The sequence below is a fragment of the Mumia zhuanghuii genome (assembly GCF_042681565.1).
In the GTDB taxonomy this organism is placed as follows: domain Bacteria; phylum Actinomycetota; class Actinomycetes; order Propionibacteriales; family Nocardioidaceae; genus Mumia.
Window position 1 is genome coordinate 1 of sequence record NZ_JBHUFT010000006.1, and the last position, 14,939, is coordinate 14,939.

Below are 14,939 nucleotides of genomic sequence, written 5' to 3' on the forward strand. Positions count from 1 at the left end.
ATCTCGTCGACTTTTGGCACACTGTTGAGTTCTCAAACATCAGACACACAAAACCCTCAACCCCCACGGGCATCAGATCAAGGCGCGACCCCCAAACCTACCAGGCGCTCCTCGGACTCCCAAACCGGGCTCCTTCGGGGCACCTCGTAGCGACCATCCCCCGCTCCACGCATGTGGAACCGGATAGGCTCTTGCTTTGAGGTGGTTATCGCTGGGGCCGCGTGCCCGGCCTCTCGGCCTTGCCCGCCGCCGTCCCCGGCAACAAGAAGAACATTACAGGGTCGGTTTTGGGCGGTCAAACCGGGGGTACCCCTTAACGCGCAAAGGGCCTCTGACCTGCGGCGATGCGGAGCACCCACGTGCAGGGGCCGATTCAGTCGATCCGGAGCTCCACGGTCGCATCGGCAGAGATCGCTGCGTCGCGCGTCCATCCCGGGGGCACCAACGGCAGCCGAACCCGCCCGTCGAGCCGAACGACCACCGCGTCACCCCTCCCCCGCACCTCCCAACGGAGAGCTGCGACGTGTCCGTCGGCGTCGACCGCGCGGAGGTAGTCGGCCACCGCTGTCCTCGCCGCCGTCGGATCGAGCGGCGCACGCTCTCCTGTCGCCCCGTACAGGCTCGAGCGCTCGACTCCCTCCGCAGCGGCCAGCGCGGCACCGTCGGCGAGGTCCGCGAGACCCCGTTGTCCGAGGTAGGCGGCTGACGCGTTGACCACGACGGCGACGACGAGGAGCAGGACGAGGAAGAAGCCGATGATCATCACCGAGATCTGACCGCGGTCGTCCCGCTCGCCCTCTGTCACGACCGGTCCTCGCGGAACCGCCCGTACGGCTCTGTGTGCGTGCTGCTCACGCGGACCGCCGGCCGGGCTCCGCCGAGGAAGTCCGGGACGAACGGCAGGTCGGCCCATACGTCGACGGTCACGGTCACCGACGATCCCGGACTGAGGCAGGGTCCGCCCGTGCAGTCCACGCTCACGGCGCGGGCACCCACCTCGATGCCGTGGTCCTCGAGCACGAGCGCGGCCGCCGCACTCCCCCGCTGCTGAGCGGAGGCGACGTCCGGGCTCTGGACGTACGCGCGACCGGCGGCCCGCCCTGCGGCGCTGGCGCCGTACGCGGCCCGCTGCACCTCGAAGACCGAGAGCATCACGTACGCCAGCGGGATCAGGAGCAAGATCCCCAGCCACGTCATCTCGACGATCGCGCTGCCCCTCTCGTTGCGCGTCATCCGGTCTCCTCGACGGCGCGTCCCGTCCCCGTCACCGTGACGGCGGGGCCGACGATCCCGAGTGCCGGGACCTCGGCACGGGCTCGCACGACGACGACCGGCTGCCCGCTGGCCGATGCCCGCGTGGTGGTGACCTCGCGGGCGTACCTGCTCGACAGAACTCGGGTGATCTGCTCGCGCGTGCGGCGCGCGCCGTCGTCCGGTGTCGCCCCGGACCGCGAGGCGACACGCGCGCCGTCGGCAGCCGCCGCGGTGAGGGTGTTGCGGACGTGCAGCACGAACCCGACCTGCATGACGCCGAGCACCAGCGGCACGAGCACGACCATGACCAGGCAGAACTCCGCGACCGCGGATCCCTCGTCGAGCCGCGGCTGCGCGCGTCGGCTCATCCTCCGACGGAGCTCAGCGCCGACTCGAGCATCGACTGCAGCTGCGGCCCTGCGACGGCCGTCAACCCCGCGACGAGGCCGGCTGACATGACGACGATCAGGACCCAACCGGGCACGTCGCCGCGCTCGTCCCGGTCGTCGTGGACCCGCTGGAGGCGGGATGCGGGTCTGGGGGACACGCGGTGTGGGTGGGGGCGTACGAGCATGACTCTCCTCGGGTGTCAGGGCGTGCTGAGCGACAGGCTCACCAGACCGGGGTAGAACGCGAACAGGACGGTCACCGGCAGAACCAGGAAGACGACCGGCACGAGCATCAGGACCTCGCGGCGGGCACCGGACTCGACGAGCTCGCGGCGGCTCGCCTCGCGGACGTCTGCGGCTTGGGCGTGCAGCACCTCGGTCAGAGGCGTACCGCGCTCGACGGCCACCGACAGGGTCTCGGCAAACCGCGCCACCGCCGTGACACCCGAGCGCGCGGCAAGAGCGTCGAGCGCCTCGGAGAGCGGGCGGCCGATCCGGACGTCGGCGACCACCGTCCGCAGCTCGGCCGCCATCGCCCCGTTGCTCACCCGACCGACGCGCTCGAGGGCGGAGACCGGCCCCTCGCCGGCGGCGACCGCGAGCGCGAGGAGGTCGGCGAGCGTCGGGAACTCGCGCACGAGCTGGTCCTCTCGGCGCGCGACCGCCTGGGTGAGGGCGATGTCACGAGCGAGCACGCCACCGACGGCGGCAACGCAGCACAGCACGAGGCCGGCGAGCGGCCGTACGGTCGAGACGGCGCTCCAGCACAGCAGGAGAGCGGCCACTGCACCGAACGCCGAGCCACCCCACACCACCTGGCTCACCCGGAACTCCTCGAGCGTCATCGGCGACCCGCTGCGTGTCAGCCGACGGCGCACGGACGCGCTCCCGCCGAGGGTGCGCTCCACCAGCTCGGCCGCGCGGCGGACAGTCGGGCCGAACACTGCCCACCCCGTCTGCAGCGGGGCGGGCGTGCGGTCGGACGCCGACGGCGGGACGACGTCACGGACGTAGGGAGCAACCCGGCTGACGAGGGTGGGACGGCGTCGCAGGCGCGCGACACGGACGAGCTCCAGCAGCCCGACGGCGACTCCCGCCGCCAGAAGCCCTCCCGCCACGACCGGGGTCACCGCAGGACCCTCGGCTCGCGGGGAAGGCGGCCGATCCGAAGCATCAGCCGGTACGCGACGACGCACACCGCGAGCCCGCAGAGCAGGAGCACGAGGCCGGTGCCGCTGCCGAACTGCGCGATCGCGTCGCGCCGCATCGCCATCAGGGCGAGCACGATCCACGGCGCGGAGACGGCCAGCCGAGCACCGTTGATCGTCCAGGCCTGGCGGGAGACGAGCTCGCCACGGGTCCGAAGGTCGTCGCGCAGGAACGCCGAGAGCGTACGGAGCATGCGGCCGAGATCGCCGCCGCCGACGTCGCGCGCCACCCTCAGCGCCTCGACGACGCGGTCGCCGACAGGATCGGCGAGTCGCGCCTTGAGGGTGTCGAGCGACTCGGAGAACCGTCCGCTCGCCTGATAGTCGCGAGCGAAGGCGGCGAACGGCCCCCGTAACGGCTCAGGGCCGCGCTCGCCGAGACCAGCGACGGCCTCGGGAAGCGACAACCCCGCGCGTACGGCCGAGGCCAGGTGGTCGACCGCCTCGGGCCAGGCCGCCGCACGCTCAGCGACGACCCTGCCGGCGCGTGCCCGGATGACACCCACCGGCACGTACGCGGCGGCGAGCCCGCCGACGAGCGCGACCGTCGGCGTCCCCGTGACGAGGAGCGCCACGACGAGCCCGAGCACCCCGCAGGCACCGCAGACCCCGACGAGTCCGGAAGCGGTCACCCCCTCGGCGCCGGCGCGCGCGAGAAGGTCGGCGAGGCGACCCCTGCCGTGACCTGTACGGGTGGTCGCGACGTGGCTCGCCGACGACGCGGTGAGGCCTGACCAGGCGAGGAGGAGACCGATGCCGATCCCCAGACCGAGGACGTAGCCCATCAGCCCTCCCGCCGCAGGAGCGCGCCGATGTCGATGCCGGACTGCTCGAACCGCTCCGTACGGGCAGGGGTGCCGGCGCCGCGTACGAGAACCCCGTCCCGGAACGAGAACAGCGTCTCGGTCTCCATCACGTCCTGCTCGACCCGCCCGTTGACGGCGGCGATCTCACGCACCGTACGACGGCCCTGGGAGTCGAGGCCGAGGTGGACCACGTGGTCGACGCACGTCGCGACGGTCGGGACGACGAACCGGGCGGAGATGTTCTCGCCGGCCAGCAGCGGCAGGGTGCAGAGCTTGACGAGGGCCTGGCGCGCTGACGACGCGTGCAGCGTCACCATGCCCGGCAAGCCGGCGTTGAGCGCGAGGAGCAGGTCGAAGCACTCCTCGGCGCGGACCTCGCCGATGATCAGGCGCGAGGGCCGCATCCGCAGCGCCTCCTTGACGAGCGTGCGCAGGCGGATCTCCCCGGTGCCCTCGAGGCCGGCCTGGCGGGTCTGCAGCGCCACCCAGTCTGGGTGGGCGAAGCGCAGCTCGAAGACCTCCTCTGCCGAGACGATCCGCTCGGCACCCGGCACCTCGGTGGCGAGCGCGTTGAGGAGGGTCGTCTTGCCGCACTGCGTGCCGCCGGACACGACGATGTTGTGCCCGGAGACGACACTGGCCCGCAGGAAGTCGGCCGCATGCTCGGTGAGCGTGCCTGCGGCGACCAGGTCGGCGAGCCCTCGGAAGCGCTGGACGAACTTGCGGATGTTGACAGCGACGAAGCCGCGCGAGATGCCCTCCAGCACGACGTGGAGGCGATGCCCTCCTGGGAGGGTCGCATCGACGAACGGCTGGCTCACATCGAGCCGCCGGCCGCTGGTCGCGAGCATCCTCTCGACGAGCTCACGCACCTCGACCGCATCGAGGATCACCGGCGTCAGCTCCGTGCGACCGGCCCGCGCGACGAAGACTCGTGACGGATCATTGATCCAGATCTCCTCGATGTCGGGGTCGTCGAGGTAGGGCTGGAGTGGCCCGAGGCCCGAGACCGCGGCCACCAGCTCGCCGACTGTCGCCTCGGGATCGGGCAACGCCGCGACGACTCCCGTCAGGCTCCGCTGGTCGTGCGCGGCCGCCACCTGCTCGGCGATCCGCCGCACCGCAGACGCATCTCGGAGCGGATCCACCCCCTGCGCGCGCACGTGCTCACGGACCTGGTCAGCAAGGCTGCTCGTCGTCACGGAACTCCCCCAAGGGCGGCGATCGTGACCGGAATCCTGCCGCAAACAAGGGTCACCACAACACCCCTGTGACCGAACCTGTGGAAACCCAGGCTCAGACCGACGCGGTCGTGCCGTACAGCAGACGCCTGACACCTGCCCGCGACGCCAGGAGAGCGAGGACGAGCAGGGTCACGGGGACGAAGCCGCCCAGGCTCACCGAGCCGCCGAACGCGACATCGATCAGCCAGAGCACGACGAGCTTGCTCCCCACCGCCACCACCCAGAGCAGGACGGCAGAGGTCGTCTTCGTCAGCAGGGTGGTGGCGCCACGCAGCCGGGTCAGGACGACCCCCTTGACGAGGAGCACCAGCTCCAGCGTCACCTTGAGCAGGACGGCCGTCAGCAGCGAGAGGGTGAAGGTCTCGCTGATCACCGCCGGGAGGTACTGGATGGCGAGGTTGAGGACGACCACGTAGACGAACACGTCGATCACGTCGGCCGGGTGCGCGGCGACCCAGGCGCGCAACGACCCGCGCTGGGAGCCGGCCTCGCCCACGACGTACGGCATCAGAGTGTCCGGCCCTCAGTGCGCGGCGACCACGGCACCGACGGCTCAGCGACGCCCCGCGCGCGGTAGGCCCGGGGCGACAGCCCGTGGGTGCGGTGGAAGACGCGGCTGAAGTGGGTCGGGTCGGGCAGGCCGACTGCGGCGGCGATGTGGGCGATCGACTCCCCCACGTGCTCCGGGTCGAGCAAGAGGTCGCGGGCACGGGCGATGCGGCGTTCGCGTACGTACGTCGCGACGGGCCCGAGCTCGGCCGCGAACGCCTCGTACAGGCGTCGGCGTGACACCCCGGTCAGCGCGGCGAGGGCGGCCGCGTCCAGCGTCGGGTCAGCGAGCCGCGCCTCCACGTGGCGCTGGGCGGCGGCCACGATGCGGTCGTGGTCGGTCCGCGCGGGCAGGCGGAACGCGGGCGTGTCACGGACAACCCGGGCCGCGATGTCGGCGAGCACACCGGTCGCGAGGAACCCGTCGCCGCGCGCGCTCGTCAGCATCGCCTCGCGCAGCTGCGGGAGGGCGTCGCTCTGCAGCGGCTGCGCGGCCTTCATCGCGATCTGGTCGCGCGACAGCCCGAGCGCGCTGCGTGGGATCAGCAGCAGGAGGATGCCGAACGGCAGCGCGCTGCCCGCGTCGTACGGGTCGGCCGTGTCGTACACGACGACGTCGCCGCGGCTCAGCGCATGCGTACGGTCGTGCTGGCGCAGCGCCATGTGGCCGCCGAGCCCGAGGCAGAGCTTGATGTAGTCGCTCCCGCCGACCGTGTCCTGTTCGCTGCGGGACGCCACGTGGGCCGTCCCCTGAAGCGTGCACGCGCGGATGCCGTCGTGCTGGCGCATCGTGACGTGACCGTGGACGACCTTCTGAGGGCCGGTGATGGTGAGCGGGACGAGCATCCGCGAGCACGCCTCGGTCCACATGTCGGTCGTGCTCGCGAGCGACGACCGTCGCGTGTCGAGCTCGGCGAACGCCGTCGCCGGATCAGCCTCCACGTCCGTCACCTCGAACGCCTCAGAAGTCGGAGGACGGGGGTCGTCCGCCGCACTGACCGGCATCATAGGCCAGCTCGGGGGTGATACTCGCCACTTTCGCGACCGCGAGGTCAGGCCGGCTGCCAGGGCGCAGCCGGTACGCCCAGCCGGTCGGCCACCGCGAGCACCACCGCCTCCGCACCCGCCCGGCCGATCACCTGGAGGCCGACCGGCAGCCTGTCGACGGTGCCCACGGGGACGGACGCCGCCGGCGCCCCCGTCGCGTTCGCGAGCGAGGTGAAGCGCGTGAGGACGAGCTCGACCGGCCAGGCACGGCCCGCGACGTCGACCTCCTGCGCGCCGATGCGTGGCGCGACGACGGGGACGGTCGGACCCACGAAGACGTCGACGTCGCGCAGCGCCGCCTCGCACCACGCACGCGTGCGCGTCACGACCTCCCGAGCACGCGCCAGGTCGGCGTCGGCGACCGGACCGAGCTCCAGCAGGGCGGCGAGGTCGGGCCCGTACGAGGCAGGCGCGTCGGCGAAGGCCGTACGGTGCACCTGCTCGGCCTCGTGCCGGACGAGGGTGAGGATCGCCTCGGTCCGCGCGGCGACATCGGGCACGGCCACGTCGACCACCTCGGCGAACCCGGCGGCGACCGTGCGCGAGGCGGCGGCCACCTGCGCGACCTCGGCGCTCGTGGACGGCTGGGCGTCGACGAGCCAGCCGACCCGCAGCCCAGACAGATCGTCCCCGGCGACCGTACGCCCACCGAGCGCGTGGAACGCGAGGCCGACGTCGGCGGCCGTACGCCCGAGCAGCCCGACGTGGTCGAGCGAAGGGGCGAGCGGGTAGGCGCCGTCGAGGCTCATCCAGCCCGCCGTCGGCTTGAGCCCGACGCAGCCGGACAGCGCTGCGGGGATGCGCACGCTGCCGGCGGTGTCGGAGCCGAGCGCGAGCAGGCTGCTGCGCGCGGTGACCGATGCGCCGCCACCACCCGACGAGCCACCAGGGATGCGGTCGTGCGCCCACGGGTTGCGCGTCGGCCCGAAGTGCGGGCTGTCGGTGCGTCCGCCCCACGCGAACTCGTGCGTCGCCTGCTTGCCGAGGACGACCGCACCCGCCGTCCGCAGCGCCGTCACGGCCGCCGCGTCGCCGCGTGGGACGTGGTCGGCGAACCGCGCCGAGCCGTACGCGGTGCGCAGGCCGGCGATGTCGAAGAGGTCCTTCACCCCGACCGGGATGCCGTGCAGCGGTCCACGCGGACCACGTGCGGCGATCTCGGCGTCGGCAGCGCGGGCCTGCGCGAGCGCAGCCCCACGGTCGACGGTGACGTAGGCGTTGAGGTCTGGCTCGGTCTCCGCGATCCGTCGCAGGTAGGCGTGCGCGAGGTCGACGGCACGCACCTCGCCCGTCGCCAGCGCCCCGGCCGCCGCGACCAGGTCGAGCGCGAGGAGGTCGTCGTCGCGTGCTGACGGGTTCATCGCGGCATGCACACGACCGGCTTGATCGCCTCGCCCGACAGGCTCGCGGCGATCGCGTCCTCGATCTGGTCGAGCGCGAAGTACTCGACGAGCCGGTCGTACGGGAAGCGTCCCTGGGCACGCAGCGCGAGCAGGGCCGGGATCACCTGGCGGCTGGTCGCCCCGCCGCCGAGGACGCCGATGATGCGCTTGCCCCACAGCGTCGTGAGGTGGTCGATCGCGAACTCCGCGCCGGCCGGGGCGCCGCCGATGAGGATGCAGGTCCCGAGCATCCCGACCGAGTCGACGGCCTGACGGACGACCGGGACGACACCGGTGCACTCCAGCGCGAACGTCGCCGGGCCGCCGCAGATCTCGTGGACCTGCGCGACCACGTCCTCGCTCGCGTCGAGAGTGTGGGTGGCGCCGAAGGACAGCGCCAGGTCGAGTCGCGACCGGTGCTTGTCCACCGCGATGATCGTCGTCGCCGGTGTGCAGCGGGCGGCCATCACCGCGGAGAGACCGACGGCCCCAACCCCGTACACGACGAGCGAGTCGCCCATCGCTGGGCGTGCGGTGTTGAGGACCGCGCCCGCGCCGGTGGAGATGCCGCAGGCCAGCGGCCCGACGATCTCCAGCGGCACGTCCTTGTCGACGACGACGAGCGCGTCCGCCCACGTCAGGGCGTACGTGGCGAGCGACGACTGGCCGAAGAAGTGGCTCGACAGCGCCGACCCGTCCGTACGGTGCAGTGCGGACTCGCCTTCGCGCGGTCCGAGCAGGCGCGCCCCCGACACAAGGGCCTCCCCCAGCCGGTCGCAGTAGCGCGGCTCGCCGCCGATGCAGTGCGCGCACATGCCGCACGACGGCCAGCCGATCACGACGTGGTCGCCGGGCGACACCGACGTCACGCCGTCGCCGACCGCCTCCACGATCCCGGCGCCCTCGTGCCCGAGCACGCCGGGAAGCGGCTGCGGCAGGTCGCCGTGCCGGGTGATCTCGTCGGTGTGGCACAGCCCCGTCGCGATCACGCGCACCAGTGCCTCGCCAGCACCAGGACGGTCCAGCTCGACCTCCTCGAGCACGAACGGCGCACCGGACTTCTCGACGACCGCGGCAGTGATCTTCATGAGGTCCTCTCCTGGGTACGGGCGGGGGCGCGCGTCTCGAGCGCGGTGAGGTCGACGTGGTAGCCGACCGGGAAGATCCGGAAGCCCGTACGGTCGATGACCTGGCCCCACAGCCCGCGCGGCATCCAGATCGCGGAGGCGGCGGCGAGGACGCCGAGCACGATGAGGTACCAGCTGCCAGAGTCGGCGAGGAGCTGCTGGAGCGCGAAGAAGACGACCGCTCCGACGATCGGGCCCTCGAGATAGCCGATGCCGCCGATGACGACGATGAAGATCATGTACGCCGACCACTGCACGCTGAAGATCGCGTCGGGCTGGACGCTGAGCGCGTTGATGACCAGCAGGCCGCCCGCGGCGCCGCAGCCGGCAGCGGAGGCAAGGTAGACGACGTACTTGGCACGGGCGACGTCCACGCCGCTGGCCCGCGCGGCCACGTGGTCGTCACGGACCGCCGTCAGCGCGAGGCCCACGCGACCGCGCAGCAGCCAGTAGCAGGCAGCGACGGTGAGGATCGCGACGCCGAGTGCGGACCAGTAGATGAACGCGGCACGCAGGGTCTGATCGACGGTGCTCATGCCGGTCAACGGACGGCCGCTCGGGCCGCCGAGCGCGTCGATCTTGATCACGACGAGCCGGTAGACCTCCGCGATCACCCACGTGCCCACGGCGAAGTAGTCGCCGCGCAGCCGGAACGCGAGCCAGGACGTCGGGATCGCCAGGATCGCCGCCGTGAGGGCCGCGAACACGAGCGCGAGGAACGGCGAGAGGCCCTGGTCGGCGAGCGCGACGACCGTGTAGGCGCCGACGCCGATGAACGCCTGCTGCCCGACCGAGACCATGCCGCCGAACCCGGCGAGGAGGTTCCACATGCTCGCGATCACGACGTACACGAACAGCATGAACAGGCTGCTCGTCACGCTCTCGAAGACGAGGAACGGCAACGCGGCCAGCAGCACGACGAGGGCGCCGAGCGCGAGCACCGTCCATCGCGAGGAGCGGGCGGAGCGCCGTACGATGGCCTTCGGTGCGCCCGGGTGCGCCATCAGCGTGCTCATGCCCTGCTCCTTTCGCATGAGCACTGCGGTGCCTCGCTCCTCGTGCTCATGCCATCACCCGCTTCGGGATCATGCCCTGCGGCCGGAACGCCAGCACCGCGAGGAACACCAGGTGGCCCGCGAGCACGGCGCTCGACGGGTCGTACAGGGCGACGATGCTCTGCGTCATCCCCAGGATGAGACCGCCGGCGAGCGTGCCCCACAGCGAGCCGAGCCCGCCGATCACGACCGCCTCGAACGCGAAGATCAGCCGGGACGGCCCGAGCGCCGGGTCGAACGACGAGCGCATCGCGAAGATCATCCCCGCCAGCGCCACCGTGCCGAACGCGATCGCGGTGGCGATGCCGTAGACGTGGCGCGAGTTCGCGCCGACCAGCGCCGCGGTCTCCGGGTCGTCAGAGGCGGCGCGCATGATGCGGCCGTTGCGGCTGCGGCTGAGGAAGAGCTGGATCGCGATGATCGAGCCGAGGGCGGCGACGAGTCCGAGGATCCCGAGGTACGACAGCGAGATCTCGCCGACCTGCAGCGCGCCGGTCGCGAGCGCACCCGCGTCGAGCGTGCGGGTGTCGGCGGAGAAGATCTGCAACAACGCGTTCTGGAGCACGATCGACAAGCCGAACGTGACGAGCAGCGTAGCGAGCGGGCCTGCCTTCAGGCTGCGCTGGAAGAGGACCCGCTGCGTGCCGTACCCGATGAGCGCGAACAGCGGGATCGTCACCACGACCACCATCCACAGCGGGAGGAACGTCGCACTGACCAGGACGAACGCGAGGAACGAGGCGGCGATCGCGAGGTCGCCGTGCGCGAGGTTCACGATCCGCATCACCCCGAACATCACCGAAAGACCGCAGGCGAACAGGGCGTACAGGCCGCCGAGCAGGATGCCCTGCGTCACGGCGTTGAGGAGGTCCATCGGGTCAACCCGCCTTCGGACTGGAGTCGATGCCGAAGTACGCCGCCTCGACGTCGGGCAGCGCGAGCTCGCTCGGCGCCCCCGACAGGACGGTGCGCCCTTCGAGCAGGCAGTGGACGTGGTCGGCGACGGCCATCGCCTGGCTGACGTCCTGCTCGACCAGCAGGACCGCGCAGCCGCTGCGGACGATCTCGGCGAGCGCCTCGTAGATGCGCTGCACGACGACCGGGGCGAGACCGAGCGACAACTCGTCGACGAGCAGCAGCCGCGGGTTCGCCATGAGCGCACGGCCGATCGCGACCGCCTGCTGCTGACCGCCGGACAGCTGCATCGACGACTGGTGCCGCCGGTCGGGCATCCAGTCGAAGAGCGCATAGATCGCGTCCAGGTCCCATGCGCCGGGCCGCCTGCGGTACTGGCCGGTGAGGAGGTTCTCCTCCAGGCTCAGCGAGGGGAACAGCCGCCGCCCCTCAGGCACCATCGCGATCCCCTGCTCGACACGCTGGTGCGTCGGCACCGTCGTGATGTCGGTGCCGACGAGGCTGATCGTGCCGCGCGACGGCCGCAGGACACCGGCGAGCGTACGGAGCAGCGTCGACTTGCCGGCGCCGTTCGCGCCGATGACGGCGACCTTCTCGCCCTCGCGGACGTCGAGGTCGAAGTCGCGCAGTGCCTGGAGCTGTCCGTGCTCCACGCACAGGCCTCGTACGGAGAGCAGGGTGTCCTCGCTCATGCGACGTCTCCTTCGACGGTCACCGCGTGGCCCAGGTAGAGCTCGCGGACGGTCGGGTCTGCCAGGACCGCGGACGGCTCGCCGTCGGCGACCAGGCGTCCGCCCGCCAGGCACGCAAGACGGTCGACGGTCGCGGTGAGCGCATGGACGACGTGCTCGATCCAGACGATCGCGACGCCCGAGGCGTTGACGGCTCGGACGAGCGCGACGAGCTCCACGACCTCCGGCTCGGTGAGGCCGCCGGCGACCTCGTCGAGCAGCAGCACCTTCGGCGCAGCGGCAAGCCCGCGGGCGACCTCGAGGCGCTTGCGCTGCAGCAGCGTCAGCGCGCCGCCACGCGTGTTGGCCACCGGGAGCAGCCCGGCACGCTCGAGGACCTCCATCGCCGCGTCGGCCGCCGCCCGGCCACGCAGGCCCGCGGCCTCGGTCGCCGCGACGAGGACGTTCTCGAACACCGTCATGCCCTCGAAGGGCCGCGGGATCTGGTACGTCCGCCCGAGGCCGGCACGCGCGCGACGGTGGGGCGCCATCGCCGTGACGTCGACGCCCTCGAGCACGACGCGTCCGGAGTCGGGGGCGAGGTCGCCGGAGATCATCGCGAAGAGCGAGGTCTTGCCCGCACCGTTCGGTCCGACGATCCCGAGCGTCTCCCCCGTACCGACGACGAGGTCGAGGCCGTCGGCCACGACGACCTGCCCGAAGCTCTTGGAAAGGTCGTCGAGACGCAGCAGCGGCGAGGCGGTCTGCGCGGGGACCATCAGGCGTTGGTCGGCTCGAGATCGCCGCCGACCGGCACCTCGGTGTTGGCCGAGTTGTCGACGATCGAGATGTCCCAGTCGAACTCGGTGCCGGGACGCCACTGACCGCCGACCGGGTGCTGGATCGCGATGCCCGGCTCCGGCCCCTTGGTGAAGTCGAGCGGACCGCTCATGCCGGTGTAGGACATGGTGCGCAGCTTCTCCGCGACGTCGTCCTTGTCCTTCGGGTCGTCGGCCTTCTTGAACGCCTCGACGGCGATCTCGAACAGCGAGTAGACCGACCCGAGCGCCTGCGTCCACTGGTTGCCCGTGTCCTTGGCGAACGCCGTGGCGAGCTCCTTGCTCGTCGTCCCGTCGATGCTCGAGGTGTACGGGTGGGACGGGCTCCACCAGATGTCGGTCGCGATGTTGTTCGAGAGCTGGCCGAGGGCTTCGGCCTCGGCGGGGAAGAGCATGACCTTCGCGACGGTCGCGAGCTTCGGGCGGAAGTCCTGCTGCTGCGCCTGCTTCCAGAACGTCTGGAAGTCGGGAGGGATCGGCGTGGTGGTGAAGAGCTCCGCGCCGGACTTCTTGAACTTCGCGATCTGGGCGCTGAAGTCGGCGGCGCCGTTCTGGTACTTGCCGCCGTCGATCGGGTTCCAGCCCTGCTCCTTCATCGCCGCGCCGAGGCCGTCACGGAACGCGTTGGCGTCGGTGTCGTCGGGCCAGAGCGCGGCGACGTCCTTGGACTCGACGCCCATGCGTTCCCACATCGGGAAGAAGCACTCGGCGAACTGGTCCATGCCGAAGAAGAACAGCGTCGTGTACTGGAAGCCTTCGCCCGGCGTGCCGTTGCGGCCGTGGAACCACGCCTCCCAGGGCGCGATCGTCGTCACGTTCGGGACGCCCGAGGCCTCGCACTGGTCGGCGACGGGGTTGGTCGTGTCAGGAGTGCCGGAGCCGACGATGAGGTCGACCTTGTCGCTGTTGATGAGCTGCTGCGTCACCTCGGTGGCACGGGTCGCGTTCGACTGGGTGTCCTTGACGACGATCTCGATCGTCCGCTTCTTGCCGCCGGCGGTGAAGCCCTTGCGCAGCGCCTCGTTCATCTGCTTGACGACGAACGAGTCCGACGACGCGAAGCTGGCGAGGGGGCCGGTCTGCGGCGATACCAGCCCGATCTTGAGCACGTCGCTGGCCGAGGAACCGGTTCCCTTCAGGCCCCCGCAGGCCGAGAGCACCGAACTGCCACCGAGCGCGACGGCACCCATGCCGACGGTCTGGAGGAATGACCGGCGCGAGAAGCCGGTCCCGGGGGTGTTGTCCATGAGGGTTCTCCTTGATGCGCGACCGACCAGCGGTGACGTTGTCCGCCGAATGTGTTCGTAGATCGAACACATGTAGCGAGAGCGAACATAGCTGTGACGTGGATCTCCCCGGAAGGGCCGAGCGGTGTCCCTGCACGAATCGTCAAGTGGCTACACGACGACCGCCCTCGGCAGATCTGCCGAGGGCGGTGCGCACCTGCCACGAGAACGTGGCAAGGGGAAGGCGTCAGGCGGTGGGTCGGCGCTCCATGAAGGGGCAGGCGTCGAGCAGCCTGCGGAAGTCGAACGTGATCGGACGGGCATCGAAGTCCAGGCGGCTGCGCAGGTAGGCGACAGTGACCTCGCGGCCCTTGATCTTGAGGCCCTGCGGCAGGCGGAACTTGTCGACGCTCGCGAAGTAGTCGAGGTACTTGAACTCGCCGCCCGCCGCCGTACGCGAGAGCACCCACGCGTTGGGGATGCCGTACGCGTCGGCGATGACCAGCCCGTGCAGCGAGGCCGTCACGATCTGGCGGCAGCTCATGATCTCGCGGAGCACGCCCTCGACGTCGTCGGTGCCGAGGTCGATCAGCTTCACCCCGGGCCCGAGCTGAGCCTCAGCCCAGCGCTTCTCCGACCAGCGGGCGACGATGCCGATGTCGTGGGTCTTCTTCACCTTCGGGCGGAAGTACAGCGGAGTCAGCAGGGCCGGGTCGCCGTACACCTCCGGGACCTTCGCCTCGACGTCGAGCAGACGCGCCCGCGACAGCGGCCCGCGGACGGCCGTGTAGGTCGCCTCGGGCACGAGCTGGTCGCGATTCTCGTTGCCGAACGAGCCGGACCCCCAGACGATCGACTGTGGCGAGGCCCGCTTGAGGATCGAACCGACCGCGATGTAGTGCGGACGCGACTTGTCGGCGAACACGACCTGGCGGCCGGTCATCTTGCCGATCAGCCACGGGGAGAGCAGGTCACCGAAGTTCGGAGCGCGCACCCACCACGTGAGCGGCAGCGCACCGTTCTGCTCGATGACGTCGCTCGCCACCTCGTACTCCCCCGCGATCGCCGACAACGCCGACGGTGACGTGCGGCGTCGGCCGAGGCGGGTGTGGACACGCTTCCGGAGCGTCGTACGGGGGCCGGAGGCGGTGACGACCTGGCTGGGCATGGTCGTCAGCGTATCCGTACCGATCCGCTGGACAAAGCGCCCGTGCCGTGACGGGCCAC

At 71.3% G+C, this 14,939-nt stretch carries 17 protein-coding genes; all 17 read right to left on the bottom strand.

Features of this window, described 5'->3' with window-relative positions:
- Positions 1 to 373: 373 nt before the first annotated feature.
- Positions 374 to 805, bottom strand: a complete 432-nt coding sequence (locus tag ACFSDF_RS07300; RefSeq protein ID WP_167251729.1) for a pilus assembly protein TadG-related protein — start codon at positions 803 to 805, stop codon at positions 374 to 376.
- A complete protein-coding gene (locus ACFSDF_RS07305) occupies positions 802 to 1,233 on the bottom strand; it encodes a hypothetical protein (protein WP_167251728.1) in 432 nt (143 codons plus the stop codon). Before ACFSDF_RS07305 ends, ACFSDF_RS07300 begins: the two co-directional genes overlap by 4 nt.
- Positions 1,230 to 1,622, bottom strand: a complete 393-nt coding sequence (locus ACFSDF_RS07310; RefSeq protein ID WP_167251727.1) for a TadE/TadG family type IV pilus assembly protein — start codon at positions 1,620 to 1,622, stop codon at positions 1,230 to 1,232. Before ACFSDF_RS07310 ends, ACFSDF_RS07305 begins: the two co-directional genes overlap by 4 nt.
- A complete protein-coding gene (locus ACFSDF_RS07315; RefSeq protein WP_220471276.1) occupies positions 1,619 to 1,801 on the bottom strand; it encodes a hypothetical protein in 183 nt (60 codons plus the stop codon). The genes ACFSDF_RS07310 and ACFSDF_RS07315 overlap by 4 nt, the downstream gene beginning before the upstream one ends.
- A 42-nt stretch (positions 1,802 to 1,843) precedes the next feature.
- Positions 1,844 to 2,773: a type II secretion system F family protein gene (locus ACFSDF_RS07320; protein WP_167005058.1), complete on the bottom strand. Its 930-nt coding sequence runs from the start codon at positions 2,771 to 2,773 to the stop codon at positions 1,844 to 1,846.
- Positions 2,770 to 3,636 (bottom strand): type II secretion system F family protein, encoded by an 867-nt coding sequence (locus ACFSDF_RS07325; protein WP_167005061.1) that lies wholly within the window; start codon positions 3,634 to 3,636, stop codon positions 2,770 to 2,772. Before ACFSDF_RS07325 ends, ACFSDF_RS07320 begins: the two co-directional genes overlap by 4 nt.
- On the bottom strand, positions 3,636 to 4,859 hold the full coding sequence (locus ACFSDF_RS07330; protein WP_167005064.1) for a CpaF family protein: 1,224 nt from the start codon (positions 4,857 to 4,859) through the stop codon (positions 3,636 to 3,638). The genes ACFSDF_RS07325 and ACFSDF_RS07330 overlap by 1 nt, the downstream gene beginning before the upstream one ends.
- A 94-nt stretch (positions 4,860 to 4,953) precedes the next feature.
- Positions 4,954 to 5,409, bottom strand: a complete 456-nt coding sequence (locus ACFSDF_RS07335; protein ID WP_167005067.1) for a hypothetical protein — start codon at positions 5,407 to 5,409, stop codon at positions 4,954 to 4,956.
- Complete coding sequence (locus ACFSDF_RS07340; RefSeq protein ID WP_377156897.1) at positions 5,409 to 6,392, bottom strand: helix-turn-helix domain-containing protein; 984 nt, start codon at positions 6,390 to 6,392, stop codon at positions 5,409 to 5,411. The genes ACFSDF_RS07335 and ACFSDF_RS07340 overlap by 1 nt, the downstream gene beginning before the upstream one ends.
- 110 nt (positions 6,393 to 6,502) lie before the next feature.
- Positions 6,503 to 7,858, bottom strand: a complete 1,356-nt coding sequence (locus ACFSDF_RS07345; RefSeq protein WP_377156899.1) for an amidase — start codon at positions 7,856 to 7,858, stop codon at positions 6,503 to 6,505.
- Positions 7,855 to 8,967, bottom strand: a complete 1,113-nt coding sequence (locus tag ACFSDF_RS07350) for an NAD(P)-dependent alcohol dehydrogenase (protein WP_167005076.1) — start codon at positions 8,965 to 8,967, stop codon at positions 7,855 to 7,857. The genes ACFSDF_RS07345 and ACFSDF_RS07350 overlap by 4 nt, the downstream gene beginning before the upstream one ends.
- On the bottom strand, positions 8,964 to 10,022 hold the full coding sequence (locus tag ACFSDF_RS07355; protein ID WP_208322425.1) for a branched-chain amino acid ABC transporter permease: 1,059 nt from the start codon (positions 10,020 to 10,022) through the stop codon (positions 8,964 to 8,966). The genes ACFSDF_RS07350 and ACFSDF_RS07355 overlap by 4 nt, the downstream gene beginning before the upstream one ends.
- A gap of 46 nt (positions 10,023 to 10,068) precedes the next feature.
- Positions 10,069 to 10,935 carry a branched-chain amino acid ABC transporter permease gene (locus tag ACFSDF_RS07360; RefSeq protein ID WP_167005079.1) on the bottom strand — a complete coding sequence of 289 codons (867 nt, stop codon included), beginning with the start codon at positions 10,933 to 10,935 and terminating at the stop codon, positions 10,069 to 10,071.
- Positions 10,936 to 10,939: 4 nt separating this feature from the next.
- Positions 10,940 to 11,668 carry an ABC transporter ATP-binding protein gene (locus tag ACFSDF_RS07365; RefSeq protein ID WP_167005082.1) on the bottom strand — a complete coding sequence of 243 codons (729 nt, stop codon included), beginning with the start codon at positions 11,666 to 11,668 and terminating at the stop codon, positions 10,940 to 10,942.
- Positions 11,665 to 12,426, bottom strand: a complete 762-nt coding sequence (locus tag ACFSDF_RS07370; RefSeq protein ID WP_167251724.1) for an ABC transporter ATP-binding protein — start codon at positions 12,424 to 12,426, stop codon at positions 11,665 to 11,667. Before ACFSDF_RS07370 ends, ACFSDF_RS07365 begins: the two co-directional genes overlap by 4 nt.
- A complete protein-coding gene (locus tag ACFSDF_RS07375; RefSeq protein WP_167251762.1) occupies positions 12,426 to 13,733 on the bottom strand; it encodes an ABC transporter substrate-binding protein in 1,308 nt (435 codons plus the stop codon). The genes ACFSDF_RS07370 and ACFSDF_RS07375 overlap by 1 nt, the downstream gene beginning before the upstream one ends.
- A 226-nt stretch (positions 13,734 to 13,959) precedes the next feature.
- On the bottom strand, positions 13,960 to 14,880 hold the full coding sequence (locus tag ACFSDF_RS07380) for a polysaccharide pyruvyl transferase family protein (protein ID WP_377156903.1): 921 nt from the start codon (positions 14,878 to 14,880) through the stop codon (positions 13,960 to 13,962).
- Between the last annotated feature and the right edge of the window lie 59 nt (positions 14,881 to 14,939).